Here is a 16,734-nt window from a genome sequence, read left to right on the forward strand (position 1 = left end):
CTACCGGACAACTGGACGAAACCGCTCTGGCCGGCTATTACTCAAGGGTGAGTGGAGAAGCCCATGAAGCCACGTCAAGCCTGCCTGGCCTGCCTTGAAAACACGCCTGCCGCCCTGCTGCAAGCTGCGCTGTGGATCGCCGCCGAACATGACCCAAGCGTCGATCCTGATGCCTGCCAGGCCGTGTTCCAGAACATGCAGCACACCATCAGCATTCACCTGCCCATGATTGGCGTCACTGAACTTGCCCAGCCGCTTTTGCGCCAGCTCAACGCGTTGGGTTTCCAACAGGATGAATACCTGCCGCTGCGTCCTCACGCTGCCTTGATGAACCATGTGCTGACAAGGCGACGCGGCCAACCGCTGGCTTTGGCCATCCTGGCACTGGAGTTTGCGCAGCGTCTGTCCATTCCACTCGAAGGCGTCGCCTTCCCCGGGCATTTCCTGTTGCGGGTGCCGGGTGCCGACCATTTGCTCGACCCCTGCGGCGGTCGGCGTCTTTATCCCAATGATTGTCGAGAGCTGCTGGTCCGCCAGTACGGTCCGGGCACCGCCTTGAGCGCCGAGCACTTGCGCCCGGCCAGCGCCATGCAGATGCTGCAACGGCTGTCACGCAACTTGCGCCAGTTGCACACCAGTAATGACGCCCCACTCGCGGCGCTGATCGACGCCGAGCGCGTCATGCAACTGGGCCCCGCCCAGGTCGGCGACTACCTGGCCCGTGCCAACCTGTACAGGCAGCTCGATTGCCCACACGCCGAACGCTTCGACCTGGAACATGCATTGCTGCTGACGGAAGACCCTCTGCAGCGGCTGGTATTGAGCGAGCGGCTGGAGCAGTTGCCCGCGACAAGCCGCTCCCTTCATTGATCGCGCAATCTAACGCTGCACACTACGGCGTATCGGGCTGACGCGAAGGATGAGCCTGTATGAACGCCGGATGCTGCTGCGCCAACGCCGCCACCCTGCGAATGCGCGGGTAACGCCCAAGGTCGACCCCGAATCGCTCGGCGGCATAGAGCTGCGGTATCAGGTAGACATCCGCCAGGCCAGGCGCATCGCCCAGGCAGTAGCCACCCTCGCCGATCACCTGCTCGACCGCCCCCAGCCCCTGGCTTATCCAATGGCCGATCCATTGGTTGATCTGCACTTCATCCTGGCCCGCCTCACGCAGGCGGTTGAGCACGCTGACGTTGTGCAGGGGGTGGATGTCGCAGCCGATGATCGCCGCCACCCCACGCGCCTTGGCGCGCAGCGCCGCCCCTGCCGGTAGCAGCGCGGGCTGCGGATAGGCCTCTTCCAGGTACTCGATGATCGCTGGAGATTGCACGAGCAGCTCGCCACCGTCTGTACGCAGGGTGGGTACCCGGCCCTGGGCATTGATACCCAGATAACCGGCTTGCCGATGCTCGCCTTGCAGCAGATTGACGGGGAGTGCCATGAAGCTCAGCCCTTTGAGGGCCAAGGCAATCCGCACTCGGTAGGACGAGGTGGAACGGTAATAGGTATACAGCTCCATGCCTGCGTCTCCTCAGTTGGCCGCAATGACCCGACCACGGCACTCGCCGAACCCGATGCTCACCTCACCGTCGCACACACCCCGTGCCCGCAGGATGATTTCGTCGCCGTCCTCCAGAAACTTGCGCACTTCGCCATTGGGCAGCTCGACCGGGTGCTTACCGCCCTCGGTGATTTCCAGCAAGCTGCCATAGGACCCTGGGGTGGCACCTGACAGGGTGCCGGAGCCGAACAGGTCGCCGGGTTGCAACTGGCAACCGTTGACACTGTGGTGCGCCACCAACTGGGCCACCGTCCAGTACATGCTGCGGGTGTTGCTCAGGGCCAGGCGGTGCGGCGCACTCCCCTCCTCGCGCATGCGCTCGGTGAGCAGCAACACTTCCAGTTCGATGTCGAATGCACCCGCTGCCTGGTCACGCTTGTCGAGCAGGTAGGACAGCGGCTGGGGGTCACCTTGAGGCCTTGGCGGCTGAGCGCAGCGCAAAGGCGCCAGCGCCTCGGCCGTGACGACCCAGGGCGAAATCGTGGTCACGAAGCTCTTGGACAGAAACGGGCCCAGTGGCTGGTATTCCCACGCCTGGATGTCCCGCGCCGACCAATCGTTGAGCAGGCACAGGCCCGCGATGTGCTCGGCCGCATCGCCGATGGGGATGGCCTGGCCGATGTCGTTGCCCTGCCCGATCCAGATGCCCAGCTCCAGCTCGTAGTCCAGCCGCGCACAGGGGCCGAAGCTTGGTTCGCTCTGGCCGGCAGGCAATGTCTGGCCCTTGGGCCGGCGAACATCCGTCCCGGAGGGGCGAATGGTCGATGCGCGGCCGTGATAGCCGATAGGCACGTACTTGTAGTTGGGGAGCAAGGGGTTGTCGGGGCGGAACAACTTGCCAATGTTGCGGGCATGCTCGATGCCCACGTAGAAGTCGGTGTAATCGCCGATCTGGGCCGGCACATGCAACTGGCAGGTGCTGGCGGGATAAAGCGCCCCCTCCAGCATTGCCTGGTGCTCGGACTGCTCACCGAGCAACTCGAGCAGCCGCTCCCGCAACGCCACGCGCGCACCGCGCCCGAGTGCGAAAAACGCGTTCAAGGTGCCGCCCTGGGTGGCAAGTACCGCCGCCCTGGCCTGACCTTCGAACAAACCCATGGCCAGCACCGCCTCAAGGTCGAGGATGGCATCGCCGATGGCCACGCCACAGCGCTTGGCTTCGCTGCCACGACTGAAGATACCCAAGGGCAGGTTCTGCAGCGGGAAGTCACTGTGCCCATTGGCGTGGCTCACCCAGCTGCGGGCAATGGCGGGTTGGTTCATGGGTTATCTCCGGTTCGGGTTGAAGGTGCTGGGCAAGGTGGCCCAGCAGCTGTCGTAGTCGGCCTGCAACTGCGGGCAGGACATGGCGTACTGGCTCGGGCGCAGCACCTGGCTGGTCTCGAACATGAACGCCATGGTGTTCTCGATCTTGTGCGGGGCAAGCTCGGCCGCAATGGCCCTGTCGCAGGTCTCGGCATCCGGGCCATGGGCACTCATCACGCTGTGCAGGGAGGCGCCACCGGGCACGAAGCCTTCGGCCTTGGCATCGTAGGCACCGTCGATCAGCCCCATGAACTCGTTCATCAGGTTGCGGTGGAACCATGGCGGACGGAAGGTGTTCTCGGCCACCATCCAGCGCGGGGGAAAGATCACGAAGTCCATGTTGGCAAGGCCATGCACGCTGGTCGGTGAGGTGAGCACGGTGAAGATCGAGGGGTCCGGGTGGTCGAAGCTGACTGTGCCCAATGTATTGAAGCGACGCAGGTCGTATTTGTAAGGCACGTTGCTACCGTGCCAGGCCACCACGTCCAATGGGGAATGCTGGAGCTCGCACGCCCAGTGCTCTCCTAGAAATTTCTGTACCAGCTGTACCGGCCCAGTGGTGTGTTCATAAGCGGCCACCGGCGTCTCGAAATCGCGGGGGTTGGCCAGCCCATTGCTGCCAATAGGCCCCAGGTCCGGCAGGCGCAGGGGCGCGCCGTGGTTTTCAGCCAGGTAGCCACGGGCATGGCCATCGAGCAGTTCGACACGAAACTTCATGCCGCGGGGAATCACTGCAATTTCAAGCGGGCCCACCTGCATCACACCCAGCTCGGTGGCAAGGCGCAGCCGACCTTGCTCAGGCACCAGCAACAGCTCGCCATCGGCGTTGAAGAACACGCGCTCCATGGAGCGGTTGGCGCTGTAGATGTAGATGCTCACACCGCCAGGCGCGTTGGCAGGGCCATTGGCCGCCATGGGCAGCCAACCCGCGATGAAGTCGGTTGGTGCTTGCGGGATGGGCTGCGGGTTCCAGCGCAGGCGGTTGGGCGTGATCGTGCCCCCCGCCTGGTTCAGGGGCTGGCGCGCCAGGCGCTCGAAACGCGGATGGGCGGCTGACGGCCGGATGCGGTACATCCAGGTGCGGCGCAGCTCATGACGGGCCATGGTGAACGCCGTGCCGGAGAGCAGCTCGGCATAGAGCCCATAGGGGGTTTTCTGTGGCGAGTTCTGCCCGACCGGCAAGGCGCCTGGCAACGCTTCGCTGGTGAATTCGTTGCCGAAACCGCTGAGGTAGTGAAGGTCAGGTGCAGGGTCGCGATTCATCGATGCCTCCGGGCCGGGGCGGCCTGTGGGAGCAGTTGCTGCTGCCCGAGGGAACGGCGGCGCATCTGCATTGTTTTTATCGTAATTAGATTACGAATAACGTAATTTGCTCTGCGCCAGGCGTCAAGCTATAAAGGCGCGACTCGATGACTCGCGGATGACCCTACGATGGCCAAAGCCAGCTCCCCTACCGACAACGGCAAGCAGAAGGTCCGCTCAGCCGAGGTGGGCACCGACATCCTCAAGGCATTGGCCGAACTCTCACCCTCCACGTCACTGTCCAGGCTTGCAGAGCATGTCCAGATGCCGGCGAGCAAGGTGCATCGTTACCTGCAAGCCCTGATTGCCAGTGGGTTCGCCGAACAGAATGCGGCTACCAATCATTACGGCCTGGGGCGCGAAGCCTTGCGCGTGGGCATGGCCGCGCTGGGCAGCATCGATGTGCTGAAAGTCGCCGCGCTGCCGCTCTCCCAGCTGCGTGATGAACTGAACGAGAGTTGCTTTATTGCGGTATGGGGCAATCAGGGGGCGACCGTGGTAAGCATCGAACCGGCCGTACGCGCCGTCACCGTGGTGACGCAGATTGGCTCGGTATTGCCGCTGCTGACCTCGTCCACCGGGCTGGTGTTCGCGGCCCATTTGCCTGAACGGGAAACCGTGGACTTGATGGCGCGCGAGCTGACCCAGCTCAAGCAGGTGCCTGGGGATTATCAGACGGTGCTGGCCGGTATACGTGAACGCGGTCTGCACCATATCCACGGGCTGCTGATGCCGGGTGTGGATGCGCTGTCGGCGCCGATCTTCAACGCCATGGGGCAGATCGCTGCGGTGATGACGGTGGTGGGGCCCACGTCGATGTTTCATGCCGATGAACAAGGCCCTGCGGCACAGCGGCTCTTGGCTGCTACGCGCGAGGCAAGCTGGCGCATGGGGTACTGCCCAGCCCCTTGAGCACCGCAGACTGTTGCCTGGTATGTAACGGTGAATGTCGCCGTATGCGGTTTTTCCAGCGGATTCAATTGCTTATTATTGGATCACTGGCTGGCACCGAGGGCTCTCCCCCCGCTCGCGGTGCCAGCCAGGTGTATCGACGTAGATTTTGAAGCTCCTTGATCTGACGTCTCGATTGACCGCTGCGAAAGGCAGCGGTTTTTTTTGCCTGCCGTTTGGTCCTCAGGAGCCCGGTTGCCACGTCATCGAGTCAAAACCTGGCCACTTTGAGCGAGCCGAACCCTCGGGCGGGTTCCCTGAACGCCAGGTAATGACGCAACACCTGTTGCGGCGCTTCGGTATGCGGATGGTGGCCAATACCCTGCAACAGTACGACATCGGCGGTCGGAACGTGTCGACGGTAGTGCTCGACCATGTGCGCGCCATAAAGGGGATCGACTGCGCCGGCGATCAAACGCAACGGCACCGCCCCCTGCAGCGCCTGCGTCCAGCGATCACGGTGCTGCAAGCGTTCAGGCACGTAGCCGGCAAGCCTGTGCAGCACGCGCGTGCCGCGATTGGCAGCCAGCATGCTCCAGAAGTCGTCGAGCACGCTTTCGCTCGGGTGGGTACATGGCCCATAGACACGGGTCAGGTGACGCACCAGGTCATCGCGGCTGAACGAGCGCGCCACCAGCCAGCCCAGGCGACTTAGCAGCAGCTTCTGCAGCAACAGCATGCGACAACCTTCAGGAAACAGGCCGCTGTTGAGAAAGACGCAGCTGGCGATATTGGCGCGCTGCTCATGATGCCGAGCCAGCAGCTCCTGGGCCACGCTACCTCCGTAATCATGAGCCAGCACATCCACCGGCTGGTCGATCTGCAGGTGAGCCAGCAAGGCCTGCTGCAAGTCGGCCTGCTCCATCAGGCTATAGGCGTGATTAACTGGCTTGGCCGAATCGCCGAACCCCAGCATGTCGCAGGCCACCACCCGATAGCGCTGGGCCAGAGGGCCCCACAAGTAATGCCAGTCCCAGCTGCCTGTAGGAAAACCATGTAGCAAAAGCAGGGGCGTTCCTTGCCCTGCGGTCCAGTAGCGGATGCTCTGGCCCCGGAATGTGAAACTCTGTCCCCGGGTACGCCAGACGCACAATGGAATTTCGGCCATGGGCATCGGAAGGCACCGGGTTAAGGGATGTGGACGCGATAAGGCAAGGCTGCTGTCATTGCATGTCACCTCGGCACTTGCATGTGCTCTCTGTGCGAGACTCAGTCTAGCCAGCGGCCGAGGCGCTTGAACTTGCGTTGCCAGCCAGCTTGATGACTGAGCGAGTCACCTGCACCAGCGGTAGGCGCAGCCTGACTGGTTGCCGGCTGCGTATCCGTCCTGCAAAAACGTCAGGCGCTCAGTGCCTGCACCAGTTCAGCCAGCCATGGCTCGGCATCGGTTTCCGGTGTCACGGTTTCGCTGGCATCGAGCCGCAGCATGGGCAGCACCTCCTGCACGCCAAGTTCGGCAAACAGTTCGCGCATCTGTTCGCCGCCACCGCAATAGGTATCGCCATAACTGGAGTCGCCCAAGGCGATGACTGCACCCGGCAGGCCACGCCAGTCGGCCGGCAGGGTGTCGCGCAGGGCGCTGTAGAGGGGCATGAGGTTGTCGGGCAACTCGCCCATGCCTGTGGTGGAGGTCACCGCCAGTACGGCCTGCGGGCCGAACGCCTGCAAGTCTTGCAAAGAGGCTCGGTTGGCGTGCCAGGCTTCCAGGCCAGCGGCCTTGAGCAGCGATTCGGCGTGACGGGCAACTTCTTCGGCGGTGCCGTACACCGATCCGGAAATAATGACGACTTTCATCAGGGAAAAGGATTCCGATACTGAGTGAAATCGTAGGATACTAGCACCCAGCGCTGGCACAAGGCCGTGGCAACGCCCGCGGCCCTCATTCCTTCACTGCATGACCCAGACATGATCAATGCGCAGTTGCTGCAATCGATGGTCGATGCCTCGGACGACGGTATCGTGGTCGCCGAACAGGAAGGCGACGACACCATCCTCATCTACGTGAACGCGGCTTTCGAGCGTCTCACCGGCTACAGCCGGGATGAAATCCTGTACCAGGACTGCCGCTTTCTGCAGGGGGACGATCGTGACCAACTGGGCCGCGCGCGCATCCGCAAAGCGCTGGCCGAGGGCCGGGCATGCCGTGAAGTACTGCGTAACTACCGCAAGGACGGCACCGCGTTCTGGAACGAGCTATCCATTACGCCTCTGAGGCATGCGGCTGACCAGCGCCTGTACTTCATCGGCATTCAAAAGGACGTTACCCGGCAAGTGGAAATGGAACGCGAACTGGCTGAGCTGCGCGTTCGTCAGAAAGCCGGTGATGGCGCGTGAACCAAGGTTGCGTTTTGGAGTCAATCGGGCCGTAGAACCCTTCACATCGAGTTTCAACATGCCCCCCGACACACTCTTGACCCAGGATGAACTGGACTATATCCAGGATGTCCAGCATTTCCCTCAGTTCGACATGGCCGAAGCCATGACGAGCCTCCTGGTCAATGGGGATAGCCGCATCCAGGGACTGCTCACCCGCCTGGTCGCGCATGAGCAGGTGACCTTGCAGGCCCATGTCGACAACCAGCAGATCAGCATTCCGCTGCAGCTGATCGAGGACGAGTTTCATACGCTGCAATTGCAACTGGGCGCGCCCGATATCTTCGAGATAGGCCCCAGGCTGCGCCCATGGCGACTGACCCTTGATCCGCCCTGTGCATTGCTCGACGCCCACGGTGAGGAGAGCGGGCTCTGGGTGTGCGACATCTCTGTCAAAGGTGTGCTTGTGCATGTGCGCGACCTGCTAGACGCTCCTGATGTCTTCACGCTCCGATTCGCCCCGGACGGTGTCTGCCCCATCGAGCTTCACGGCAAACTGGGCCGGCGTATCGACGGCTCCAAGGCCGCCTATGACCTGAGTGGCACTGCCCAGGAAGACATCGAACGCCTGCGCGATTTCATCCTCCACAAGCACCGGCTTGCTCACCCTGAGTTGCATACGCAAATGCCCGGCTGAAGACGACCCCCGACGAACGCACCGTGTTCTCCCACGGCGGTGGCTTACGCCCGCTCGGTCGATACGCCATAATCCGCGCCCACTTCTTGCATGCCTAACTGAGTCGACCACCACCCCGGCCGACACAGCCAAGGGGCCAGCTACCCGCCAGCCTCGTCGTCAGGAGATACACGATGTCTAGATCCCCCGTCACCTTGATGGTGTCGCGGCGCGCCGCCGATGGCCGCTATGAAGAACTGCTGGCCTGGCTCCATGAGGGCGAACAGCTGGCCACCGATTTCCCCGGCTACCTGGGCTCAGGGATTCTCGCACCGCCGCGCGACGGCGATGAATTCCAGATCATCTTCCGCTTCAGCGATGAGCCGACCTTGCATGCCTGGGAGCATTCGGCCTCGCGGCGCGCCTGGCTCAAGCGCGGCAACGGGCTGTTCGAGCGCCCCAGGGAGGCACGGGTCAGTGGCATAAACGACTGGTTCGGCACTGCCTTGGTGCGTAAACCACCCCGTTGGAAACAGGCCACGGCGATCTGGCTGGCATTCTTTCCGGTGTCACTGGCCTTTAACATGCTGTTCGGTCACTGGCTGGCAGGCATGGATCTGTTGCCACGCGTGCTTGTCAGCACCCTGGCGCTCACCCCCCTGATGGTGTACCTGTTCATCCCCCTTTCAACGCACCTGCTGGCGGGCTGGCTGCAGGGGTCGGCGGCACGCGAACACGCCTGGCGTAGCCGGTAGGCGCAGGCCACACACGCGTTGGGCAGTTGGGGTATGCTGGGCGGCAACCTTCGACACATACAGTTGACCGCCCCGAACATGAACAGCCCTATCCTGATAACCGGAGCCAGCCAACGCGTCGGGCTGGCCCTGGCCATGGAACTGGCCCAGGCCGGCCATACGGTGGTCAGTGCCAGCCGCAGCGTCCAGCCTCAATCGCCACACCCCAATATCATTCCGTTCACCGCAGACTTGTGCCAGGTGGCCGACCGCCAGGCACTGATCGATTATCTTTATAGCCATTACGATGGCCTGCGCGCCGTCATCCACAACGCTTCGCTGTGGCTCGACGATGACCTGACCCACCTCGACACCATGTTCCGCCTTCATGTCGAAGCGCCCTATCATCTCAACCTGGCCCTGGGCGAGCTCTTGGCCAAGGTCGACAAGGCCGACATCATCCACGTCTGCGACGAAACGTCCTCACGCGGCAGCAAGAGCCACATCGGCTACGCCGCCACCAAGGCCGCGTTGCAGAACATGGTGTTGTCGTTCGCCGAAAAGTACGCACCCACGGTACACGTCAACGGTATTCTGCCTGGGCTGCTGATCCTCAAGGAGGGCGGCGACGAAGCCTATCGCCAGCAGACGCTGAAGAAGGCACTGCTGGAATTCGAACCGGGCGCCGGGCCGCTGATCGAGACGGTCAAGTACCTGCTTGCCAGCCAATACAGCACCGGCAGCCAAGTGGTCATCAATGGTGGCCGCCACCTGAAAAACCGCATCATTTGAGAGAAGCCCATGACCCCACAGCAACAGCTCGAACTGGAAGCCGCCGCCTTCCGCCGACTCGTGGAACACCTGCGCTCACGCACCGACGTGCAGAACATCGACCTGATGAACCTGTCCGGGTTCTGTCGCAACTGCCTGTCCAAGTGGTACAAGGCGGCCGCCGATGAGCGCCAGCTGGACCTGAGCCTGGATGACGCCCGTGAAGCCATCTACGGCATGCCTTATGGCGAGTGGAAGGCCCAGTACCAAAAAGAGGCCAGCCCCCAGCAGCAGGCCGCATTCGAACAAGGAAAACCCCGTGACTGATCTGACTACCCTGCGCACCAGCCTGGCCAGTGGTGAACATGTGTTCGCCGATACCCTGGCATTCATTGCCGAGCACTATGCCTATCAGCCCCAGGCCTTCAGCAACGGTGACGTCGAAAACGCAGCCGGGCAGAACGAAGGTTCATGCAAAACCTTGGGCCTGGCGTTGCTCGAGGGATTGACTGATCGTGAGGCGCTGCTGGCCTTTGGCGAGCATTATCGAGATGTGCAGGCCACACCCGAGGGCCACGACCATGGGAATATCCGTGCGCTGATCGCGTACGGCCTGGCAGGCGTCAAGTTCGAGGCATTGCCACTGTCGCGCAAGGCTTGATGGGGGGTTGTCCATCCAGCGGACTGTGCCCTGGAGTCGAGCACGGCAGCATGAAGAATGGGGCTGCATGGCAGCCCCATTAACCTGACTTCAGAGCGCTTGAATTACAGCTGCACGCAATCGAACTGCACGTCGGTCGCCACATCTTCGTCGTAGTCGACGTCCGTGCGCTCGAAGCCGAACAGGTTCAGGAACTGCTTCTTGTAACCGGCATAGTCGGTCAGCTCGAACAGGTTCTCGGTGGTCACCTGCGGCCACATGGCCTTGCAGGCATCTTGCACATCATCGCGCAGTTCCCAGTCGTCCAGGCGCAGGCGACCTTTCTCGTCGACCTGCGCCGGGGCGCCGTCGGTGCGATACATACGGTCACGGAACATGCGATCGAGCTGATCCTGGGTACCTTCGTGGACACCCTTCTCCTGCATGATCTTGAACACCATCGACAGGTACAGCGGCATGACCGGGATAGCCGAGCTGGCCTGGGTCACCACCGACTTGAGCACGGCCACATTGGCGCCGCCCTTGACCTCAGCTGCCAGCTTCTGGTCCAGGCGCAGGGCAGTGTCGTCCAGGTCCTGCTTGGCCTTGCCCAGGGCGCCGTGCCAGTAGATGGGCCAGGTGATTTCGGTGCCGATGTAGCTGAAGGCGACGGTGCGAGCGCCTTCGGCCAGCACATCGGCACCGGCCAGGGCGTCGATCCACAGCTGCCAGTCCTGGCCACCCATGACGGTCACGGTGTCGGCGATTTCCTGCTCGGTGGCCGGCTCGATGCTGGCCTCGATGATGGCGTCCTTGTTGGTGTCGATGGCCGTCGACTTGTACGGCTGGCCGATGGGCTTGAGCGCCGAGCGCACCAGTTCGCCCGTCTGTGGCAGCTTGCGCACCGGCGAGGCCAGCGAATAGATGACCAGGTCGACCTTGCCGCCCATTTCGTTCTTGATCAGCTCGATGACCTTGGCCCGCGCTTCGTCGGAGAAAGCGTCACCGTTGATCGACTTGCTGTACAGGCCCTCGGCCTTGGCGAACTTGTCGAACGCCGCCGCGTTGTACCAGCCAGCGGTGCCGGCCTTGGTTTCGGTGCCTGGCTTCTCGAAGAACACGCCCAGGGTGTCGGCCTTGAAACCGAAGGCCGCAGTGATGCGCGCGGCCAGGCCGTAGCCACTGGAAGCACCGATGACCAACACCTTCTTCGGACCATCCTCGCGCACGCCCAGCTTGCGGGTGGCTTCGATCTGGTCACGGACGTTGAGCTCGCAGCCCTTGGGGTGAGTCGTGGTGCAGATGAAACCGCGGACCTTAGGATGAATGATGGCCAATGTCTGTACCTCGTCTGGTTTATGCACGAAAACGCCACACAGGGCGCTTTCAGAGTGGACTGAGGGGTAAGACTCACCCCGCAGGTTAGGCGACACATCTTAAGGGTTGAGCGCAGCGATGCAAAATCGGGGGCCGGTTGGTGACACGGCACGCGGCCCGGACGCACTCTTGCCGCGCGGAGGTATTGATTCGGTTTTCCTATCAATGGGCAATAAAAACAAACTTAACAAATGAGCAAAATGCGCCGATGCTGATTGCCCTCACCTTCAGACGGAGAACAACAACATGAACGAAGTGGTGATCGTCGCCGCGACCCGCACCGCCATCGGTAGCTTCCAGGGCGCACTGGCGGGCGTCCCGGCCGTCGACCTGGGGGCAGCCGTGATCAAGCGGTTATTGGAGCAGACCGGGCTGGAGCCGGCTCAGGTCGACGAGGTGATCATGGGCCAAGTGCTTACAGCCGGCGCCGGGCAAAACCCTGCACGTCAGGCAGCGATCAAGGCCGGCCTGCCGTTCAGCGTGCCTGCCCTGACCCTGAACAAGGTCTGCGGCTCCGGTCTCAAGGCACTGCACCTGGGCGCCCAGGCCATTCGCTGCGGCGACGCTGAGGTGGTGATCGCCGGCGGTCAGGAAAACATGAGTCTTGCCCCTTATGTAATGCCTTCTGCCCGCACCGGCCAGCGCATGGGCCATGGCCAGCTGATCGACAGCATGATCAGCGACGGCCTATGGGACGCGTTCAACGACTACCACATGGGCATCACGGCTGAAAACCTGGTGCAGGAGTACGCGCTGAGCCGTGAACAGCAGGACGCCTTCGCGGCCGAGTCGCAGCGCAAGGCGGTGGCAGCCATCGCCGCTGGCCGCTTCGAGGCCGAAATCACCCCGATCGTGCTGCCACAGAAAAAAGGCGAGCCCAAGGTCTTCGCCCAGGACGAACAGCCACGTTCGGACACCACGGCCCAATCCCTGGCCAAACTGCGCCCTGCCTTCAAGAAGGACGGCAGCGTGACGGCAGGCAATGCCTCCAGCCTCAACGATGGGGCTGCGGCAGTGCTGCTGATGAACGCTGCAAAGGCCCAGGCATTGGGCTTGCCCGTGCTGGCCAGGATCGCGGCCTATGCCAGCGCCGGGGTCGACCCCGCCGTGATGGGGATCGCCCCTGTCTCGGCGACTGAACGCTGCCTGGGCAAAGCAGGCTGGCAACTGGCCGACCTGGACCTGATCGAGGCCAACGAGGCGTTCGCGGCCCAGGCGCTGGCCGTTGGCCAGGCACTGGCGTGGGATGCTTCGCGGGTCAACGTGAACGGTGGGGCGATTGCGCTGGGTCATCCCATCGGTGCATCCGGGTGCCGCGTGCTGGTCACCCTGCTGCACGAGATGATCAAGCGCGATGCCAAGAAAGGCCTGGCAACGCTGTGTATCGGGGGTGGGCAAGGCGTGGCCCTGGCGATCGAGCGCTGATCAACCGAGCCATGGGCACTTGGACGCCGCCGTGCACGCCCTAGCGGCGGCTTCCACCATGCACAATCAGGCGTTGGCTACCTGCAGGGCGTGGAACGCGGGTGGCGTGGCCTTGATCGGATCATTGAGCGCCTTGGCCAGCCGGACCACTTCCTCACAGGCCTGGACGGCGACGCCCAGCGGGCTGTGCAGCAGTGAGCACGCCGTACCGATCCACAGTCGCTCCCCCAGACGCTCATTGGCTTCACACAGCCAGTGCCACTTGCTGTCCAGGGCATGCTGGGCATCGTTTTCTGCGTCGACCAGGCCTAACGAAAGCACTTTGTAGGCAGGCAGGCGGTCCAGGGTGGTCGTCAGCTGCTCAGGGTCGCTCACCAGGTCAATGTGCAAGCCGTCCACCGGCAGGTGCGCGGCCAGGCCAAGGTTGCCCTGCAAGCCACCAGCCCACGTCGCGATCAGCTTCTTCAACGGGGCGCGCTGCAGGATGTTGTAAACCCGCTCGTAGGCGTTCTTCCAGTCCTGCGGCAGCGCCTGGGCAAGGATCGGCTCATCGATCTGCACCCACTGCACGCCTTGTTCGGCCAGGCGATTGAGGACGGCGTCATAGTGCGGAAGCAGTTCGTCAACACCTTCCAGCGCCAGGCTGTGCCCGTCTTGCGCCGCGCTTTGCCACAAGTAGGTCAAGGGGCCGACGAGAACAGGTTTGACGGTGTGGCCCAGCGCGCTGGCCTGGGCCACTTCCTGTAGCAGCTGATCGGCAAGCAGGGTGAAATGCCGCGTCACAGGTGCCTGAGGGTCGCGCACTGCGCCGCCCTGCCAGTCCACATCGCCTACAGGCAATAGCTCGATACCGGCGTCTTTCTGCATCTGCCAATGACGTGCGCGCAGCGCATGGTCGTTGCCAGTGCGTGGAAAGCCCAGGTTATGCGCCAGTGCCATGTGTATGTCCCCATTGTGCAGAAATGATGGGGGCATTTTCAGATCGATGAGCGTTTGAAACAAACTCAATAAATTTGAGATCAACTCAAGTTTCCCTCATGTTACTCGTGCTGGCGCACCCGTGACGCCTAGCCGTGTCTTGATCAGATCAATGCGCTGCGCAACCGGGCATGACCCATTCACGCGGCTGGCGCACAATGCCAGCCTGCCCACACTCGGTGTTCCGTCATGAGCGTGCTCAAAGCTGCCCTGCAACAACAGCAATTCGCTTGCGTCATGGAGTTCGTCCCCAAGCCGTCAGCAGAGCGTTTTGCGGCGATGGACGCAATAATGGCCCGCAGGCAGCTGTGTGGCTGGCCGATGACACTCGCCATTGGCGACCGGGTGAGCAGCCCGCTGGACATGTCCCCCCTGGATGCCTTGGCCTGTTTCGAGCATCCGGTACCTGCCCTGCCCCACTTTTCCGGCAAGGACCGGGAGCGCCATCACCTGCTCGCCCAGATGCGGCGCATGGATGCTGCGGGCCAGCACCAGTTGTTGATGCTGACAGGGGACCGCCTGCCAGGCCATACCCCAGGCAAGCGCCCGGTGCGCTACCTGGAATCGGTCGCAGCGCTGCAGATCGCCCGCCAAGCCTATCCGCACTGGTGGCTGGGCGCAGCGCTCAACCCGTTCAAATACCGTGAAGAAGAAGGCGCCGCTCAGTACCTGAAGGCTGAAAAGAAATTGGCAGCCGGTGCCGACTTTTTCATCCTGCAGCTAGGTTTCGATGCTGCCAAGCACCAGGAGGCCATGCACTGGATGCGCCGCCAACGCGCACCTAAACCCATGCTGGCTTGTCTCATGAGCCTTACCCAAGGCCGTGCGGGCATGCTCGATCATGTCGCAGGCGTGACCGTCACCCCGTCGATGCGGCAAATGCTGGAAGCCGAGGCGGCACAATCCAAGGCCTTTGCCCAGGCTCGCAGCATCGACCGCCTGGCCCTGCAGGTCATTGGGGTAAAGCTGATGGGCTACGCCGGCGTGCATCTGTCGGGCATCCATGAGCCCAGCCAGCTGCTTGCCTTGGAGGCACGCCTTGCGCACTGGCAGACGCAAGTGGCCACGCTGGAGCAATGGGCGCCTGCCTGGCAGGCTAGCTGGCAAATGCCTGGCCTACCGGCAGTGACGTTTCACCCACCGCAGGCGGCTTGGCGCGAGGGAGAGTCGCGTGTTGTGGCTTCGTTTGCCCAGAAAGCCCGCTACCACGCCATGCATGGCATGCATGGCCTGTTGTTCAGCCGTCGCAACCCGGTGAGTCAGTTGTTCGGGTGGGCGGTTCGCCAGCCGATGTGGGCGACGGGCTTGGGCGCCCAGGTGCTGCACAGCGTGGAGCGGGCCGTGAAGCGACCACTGCTTGGCTGCGACACCTGCGGTCGTTGCCGCCTGGAAGACACCTTGTACACCTGCCCCGAGACCTGCCCCAAGGGCCTGGCGAACGGCCCCTGCGGCGGTACCACCTTGAACCGGTGCGAGTTTGGCGATCGTGAGTGCATCCACAGTGCCAAGTACCGCACGGCCAAGGCGGTGCGGCAAACCGATGTGCTGGCCCAGCGCTTGATCCCTTGCGTGGAGCAGCACACCCGCCATCGAAGCTCCTGGCCGGGCTGGTTCGGTGGCAAGGCTCAGCCCGTCACTCGGCCGTCAGCGCCTCGAAGCCGGCGCGAATCGTAGCTTCGGGAAGATCATCGGCAATGAACACCATGACGCTCTCGCGCGGTTCGGCCTCAGCCCATTCAGCGTCCCAGTCGAACCCGTAGAGCTTGAGCACGCCCTGAAACACCAGCTTGCGATCCTCGCCCGCGATATTGAGCACGCCCTTGTAACGCAACAGTTGCGTGCCATGGGTTTCCAACAGGCCATTCATGAAGTCGCTGAGGCGGTCGATGTCCAGCGCCTTGTCGGTGCGCAACACCAAGGTGGCGATACGGTCCGGGGTGGCGGGTTTGCGTACTGGACGCAGGGTGGGTTTGAGGTTGGCGCCCAGATCCGGGTTGAGGTTGAAGCCGCGTACATCGAGCAGTGCACCCAAGTCGATGCGGCCTTGTTCGACCACATGCATGGCGGCCCGCCCATTGATGCGGGCCAGGCGCTCGCGCAGGGCTTGCACGGTGGCCGGTTCCACCAGGTCGGTCTTGCTCAGCAGCAGGCGATCGGCAAAGCCCACCTGGGCCTGGGCGATGGTCTGGGTCAGGTGGACGTCGGCGTGAGCGGCGTCGACCAGGGTGATGATGCCGTCCAGGATGTACCGCTCGCGAAGCTCTTCGTCGATGAAGAACGTTTGAGCCACAGGCGCGGGGTCGGCCAACCCTGTGCACTCGATCACCAGCCGATCAAAGGCAATTTCGCCAGCATCGAGCCGCTCCAGCAGCAGGAACAGCGCACGGGTAAGGTCGCCATGGATGCTGCAGCACACACAGCCGTTGGCCAGGGTCATGACCTGCACCGGCTCGTCACCGAGCAACTGGCTGTCGATGCCTGCTTCGCTGAACTCGTTTTCGATCACGGCCAGCCGCAGGCCGTGCTCGGCCTTGAGCATGTGCTTGAGCAGCGTGGTCTTGCCGGCACCGAGAAAGCCGGTCAGTACGGTTACGGGAATCGGGGTCTGCACGCAGAACATCTCCTGTTCGGAAAAAACACAGGCCCCACCGCGACAAGCCTGCGCTCATCGCCAGCGCCTGCTCCCAAGAGGAGCAAGCGG

Annotated in this window: 18 protein-coding genes; 10 read left to right on the forward strand and 8 right to left on the reverse strand. The window is 62.8% G+C overall.

Annotated features, from left to right (window positions below; genetic code table 11):
• Positions 1 to 63 precede the first annotated feature (63 nt).
• Positions 64 to 870 carry a SirB1 family protein gene (locus FS767_RS16995; protein WP_144966986.1) on the forward strand — a complete coding sequence of 269 codons (807 nt, stop codon included), beginning with the start codon at positions 64 to 66 and terminating at the stop codon, positions 868 to 870.
• A gap of 22 nt (positions 871 to 892) precedes the next feature.
• On the opposite strand, the gene maiA is transcribed toward FS767_RS16995, so the two are convergent.
• Genes maiA through hmgA form a run of 3 tightly spaced genes read right to left on the reverse strand, consistent with a single transcriptional unit; the run spans position 893 to position 4,129 of the window.
• Positions 893 to 1,519 carry a maleylacetoacetate isomerase gene (gene maiA, locus FS767_RS17000; RefSeq protein WP_144966987.1) on the reverse strand — a complete coding sequence of 209 codons (627 nt, stop codon included), beginning with the start codon at positions 1,517 to 1,519 and terminating at the stop codon, positions 893 to 895.
• A 12-nt stretch (positions 1,520 to 1,531) separates the two neighbouring features.
• Entirely contained in the window at positions 1,532 to 2,824 is a 1,293-nt protein-coding gene (fahA, locus tag FS767_RS17005) for a fumarylacetoacetase (protein WP_144966988.1), read from the reverse strand.
• A gap of 3 nt (positions 2,825 to 2,827) precedes the next feature.
• On the reverse strand, positions 2,828 to 4,129 hold the full coding sequence (gene hmgA, locus FS767_RS17010) for a homogentisate 1,2-dioxygenase (RefSeq protein WP_144966989.1): 1,302 nt from the start codon (positions 4,127 to 4,129) through the stop codon (positions 2,828 to 2,830).
• A 168-nt stretch (positions 4,130 to 4,297) separates the two neighbouring features.
• On the opposite strand from hmgA, the gene FS767_RS17015 reads away from it, so the two are divergent.
• Positions 4,298 to 5,080: an IclR family transcriptional regulator gene (locus FS767_RS17015; RefSeq protein ID WP_144966990.1), complete on the forward strand. Its 783-nt coding sequence runs from the start codon at positions 4,298 to 4,300 to the stop codon at positions 5,078 to 5,080.
• A gap of 250 nt (positions 5,081 to 5,330) precedes the next feature.
• On the opposite strand, the gene FS767_RS17020 is transcribed toward FS767_RS17015, so the two are convergent.
• Together FS767_RS17020 and FS767_RS17025 are read right to left on the reverse strand one after the other, a co-directional pair.
• A complete protein-coding gene (locus tag FS767_RS17020; RefSeq protein WP_144966991.1) occupies positions 5,331 to 6,233 on the reverse strand; it encodes an alpha/beta fold hydrolase in 903 nt (300 codons plus the stop codon).
• Between the two features lie 224 nt (positions 6,234 to 6,457).
• Positions 6,458 to 6,913 (reverse strand): flavodoxin, encoded by a 456-nt coding sequence (locus tag FS767_RS17025; RefSeq protein ID WP_058637204.1) that lies wholly within the window; start codon positions 6,911 to 6,913, stop codon positions 6,458 to 6,460.
• A gap of 111 nt (positions 6,914 to 7,024) precedes the next feature.
• Between FS767_RS17025 and FS767_RS17030 the strand changes: the two genes are divergently transcribed.
• The 6 genes from FS767_RS17030 to FS767_RS17055 all read left to right on the forward strand — a co-directional run bounded on the left by FS767_RS17030 (position 7,025) and on the right by FS767_RS17055 (position 10,274).
• Positions 7,025 to 7,453 (forward strand): PAS domain S-box protein, encoded by a 429-nt coding sequence (locus FS767_RS17030; protein WP_144966992.1) that lies wholly within the window; start codon positions 7,025 to 7,027, stop codon positions 7,451 to 7,453.
• A 58-nt stretch (positions 7,454 to 7,511) separates the two neighbouring features.
• Complete coding sequence (locus tag FS767_RS17035; RefSeq protein ID WP_144966993.1) at positions 7,512 to 8,129, forward strand: hypothetical protein; 618 nt, start codon at positions 7,512 to 7,514, stop codon at positions 8,127 to 8,129.
• Between the two features lie 173 nt (positions 8,130 to 8,302).
• Positions 8,303 to 8,863, forward strand: coding sequence for an antibiotic biosynthesis monooxygenase (locus FS767_RS17040; RefSeq protein ID WP_058604878.1), 561 nt, complete (start codon positions 8,303 to 8,305; stop codon positions 8,861 to 8,863).
• Between the two features lie 33 nt (positions 8,864 to 8,896).
• Positions 8,897 to 9,634, forward strand: a complete 738-nt coding sequence (gene folM / locus FS767_RS17045) for a dihydromonapterin reductase (RefSeq protein WP_144966994.1) — start codon at positions 8,897 to 8,899, stop codon at positions 9,632 to 9,634.
• Positions 9,635 to 9,643: 9 nt separating this feature from the next.
• Positions 9,644 to 9,940, forward strand: a complete 297-nt coding sequence (locus FS767_RS17050) for a DUF1244 domain-containing protein (RefSeq protein WP_144966995.1) — start codon at positions 9,644 to 9,646, stop codon at positions 9,938 to 9,940.
• Entirely contained in the window at positions 9,933 to 10,274 is a 342-nt protein-coding gene (locus FS767_RS17055) for a HopJ type III effector protein (RefSeq protein ID WP_144966996.1), read from the forward strand. The genes FS767_RS17050 and FS767_RS17055 overlap by 8 nt, the downstream gene beginning before the upstream one ends.
• Positions 10,275 to 10,378: 104 nt before the next feature.
• On the opposite strand, the gene fabV is transcribed toward FS767_RS17055, so the two are convergent.
• Entirely contained in the window at positions 10,379 to 11,590 is a 1,212-nt protein-coding gene (gene fabV / locus FS767_RS17060) for an enoyl-ACP reductase FabV (RefSeq protein WP_144967021.1), read from the reverse strand.
• Positions 11,591 to 11,876: 286 nt separating this feature from the next.
• On the opposite strand from fabV, the gene FS767_RS17065 reads away from it, so the two are divergent.
• The gene (locus tag FS767_RS17065) at positions 11,877 to 13,055 is read left to right on the forward strand and encodes an acetyl-CoA C-acetyltransferase (protein WP_144966997.1); all 1,179 of its coding nucleotides are present in this window, start codon (positions 11,877 to 11,879) and stop codon (positions 13,053 to 13,055) included.
• A 66-nt stretch (positions 13,056 to 13,121) separates the two neighbouring features.
• Here the strand turns inward: FS767_RS17065 and FS767_RS17070 are convergent, their stop codons facing one another.
• The gene (locus tag FS767_RS17070; RefSeq protein WP_144967022.1) at positions 13,122 to 13,994 is read right to left on the reverse strand and encodes a 5-methyltetrahydropteroyltriglutamate--homocysteine methyltransferase; all 873 of its coding nucleotides are present in this window, start codon (positions 13,992 to 13,994) and stop codon (positions 13,122 to 13,124) included.
• A gap of 228 nt (positions 13,995 to 14,222) precedes the next feature.
• Between FS767_RS17070 and FS767_RS17075 the strand changes: the two genes are divergently transcribed.
• The gene (locus FS767_RS17075; RefSeq protein WP_144966998.1) at positions 14,223 to 15,707 is read left to right on the forward strand and encodes a methylenetetrahydrofolate reductase C-terminal domain-containing protein; all 1,485 of its coding nucleotides are present in this window, start codon (positions 14,223 to 14,225) and stop codon (positions 15,705 to 15,707) included.
• Here the strand turns inward: FS767_RS17075 and yjiA are convergent.
• Entirely contained in the window at positions 15,667 to 16,644 is a 978-nt protein-coding gene (gene yjiA / locus FS767_RS17080) for a GTPase (RefSeq protein ID WP_144966999.1), read from the reverse strand. The two genes, FS767_RS17075 and yjiA, sit on opposite strands and share 41 nt — an antisense overlap.
• Positions 16,645 to 16,734: the final 90 nt, after the last annotated feature.

The sequence above is a fragment of the Pseudomonas sp. DE0010 genome, from assembly GCF_007680745.1.
GTDB classification, from domain to species: Bacteria; Pseudomonadota; Gammaproteobacteria; order Pseudomonadales; family Pseudomonadaceae; genus Aquipseudomonas; species Aquipseudomonas parafulva_B.

Coding starts and splice junctions, on each gene's coding strand:
- FS767_RS16995 (WP_144966986.1), top strand. CDS start 64: ATGAAGCCACGTCAAGCCTGCCTGGCCTGCCTTGAAAACACGCCTGCC.
- maiA (WP_144966987.1), bottom strand. CDS start 1,519: ATGGAGCTGTATACCTATTACCGTTCCACCTCGTCCTACCGAGTGCGG.
- fahA (WP_144966988.1), bottom strand. CDS start 2,824: ATGAACCAACCCGCCATTGCCCGCAGCTGGGTGAGCCACGCCAATGGG.
- hmgA (WP_144966989.1), bottom strand. CDS start 4,129: ATGAATCGCGACCCTGCACCTGACCTTCACTACCTCAGCGGTTTCGGC.
- FS767_RS17015 (WP_144966990.1), top strand. CDS start 4,298: ATGGCCAAAGCCAGCTCCCCTACCGACAACGGCAAGCAGAAGGTCCGC.
- FS767_RS17020 (WP_144966991.1), bottom strand. CDS start 6,233: ATGCCCATGGCCGAAATTCCATTGTGCGTCTGGCGTACCCGGGGACAG.
- FS767_RS17025 (WP_058637204.1), bottom strand. CDS start 6,913: ATGAAAGTCGTCATTATTTCCGGATCGGTGTACGGCACCGCCGAAGAA.
- FS767_RS17030 (WP_144966992.1), top strand. CDS start 7,025: ATGATCAATGCGCAGTTGCTGCAATCGATGGTCGATGCCTCGGACGAC.
- FS767_RS17035 (WP_144966993.1), top strand. CDS start 7,512: ATGCCCCCCGACACACTCTTGACCCAGGATGAACTGGACTATATCCAG.
- FS767_RS17040 (WP_058604878.1), top strand. CDS start 8,303: ATGTCTAGATCCCCCGTCACCTTGATGGTGTCGCGGCGCGCCGCCGAT.
- folM (WP_144966994.1), top strand. CDS start 8,897: ATGCTGGGCGGCAACCTTCGACACATACAGTTGACCGCCCCGAACATG.
- FS767_RS17050 (WP_144966995.1), top strand. CDS start 9,644: ATGACCCCACAGCAACAGCTCGAACTGGAAGCCGCCGCCTTCCGCCGA.
- FS767_RS17065 (WP_144966997.1), top strand. CDS start 11,877: ATGAACGAAGTGGTGATCGTCGCCGCGACCCGCACCGCCATCGGTAGC.
- FS767_RS17070 (WP_144967022.1), bottom strand. CDS start 13,994: ATGGCACTGGCGCATAACCTGGGCTTTCCACGCACTGGCAACGACCAT.
- FS767_RS17075 (WP_144966998.1), top strand. CDS start 14,223: ATGAGCGTGCTCAAAGCTGCCCTGCAACAACAGCAATTCGCTTGCGTC.